Annotated in this window: 1 pseudogene; it reads right to left on the bottom strand. The window is 49.1% G+C overall.

The features are described 5' to 3' along the window. Positions 1-371 (bottom strand): annotated as a pseudogene (locus AB4486_RS27050) (2-dehydropantoate 2-reductase); the annotation flags it as partial.

Raw genomic sequence — 371 nt, 5'->3', positions numbered from 1 at the left:
AGCCACAACCGACGGCTGACCCGCTACAGTAATCGTCACAAAATAAGACCCCGCCGCAACATAAATGCCATTCGCATAATCTTTGAACTTCACATCACTTAGCGCTGGAGTGCTACCAGAGATCCCCGCGTTTTCTGTTAAGTAAATATCCACCGAAGCCGCTATTGGGTTAGCAGCGGCGTGGGTAATGTTTAGCACCGCGCTGGTCGCAACCGGACGACGGTTTTCAGGAATAACCAATGGTTCCAAACTCAGTGGAGTTACCGTCCCTACTGCATAGATGCTGTAATCCATACCAGCAAATACCGCGACTCCATCTGCATCAATCAGTGCATTGGTTGTAGTGCCATCAGCAAAGATGTCAATGTCAT

Source organism: Vibrio sp. 10N.222.55.C6, from assembly GCF_041473395.1.
Taxonomy (GTDB): Bacteria; Pseudomonadota; Gammaproteobacteria; order Enterobacterales; family Vibrionaceae; genus Vibrio; species Vibrio crassostreae_C.
Note: the sequence above shows the minus strand (reverse complement) of the source record. Positions and strands in the feature narration are given on the sequence as shown.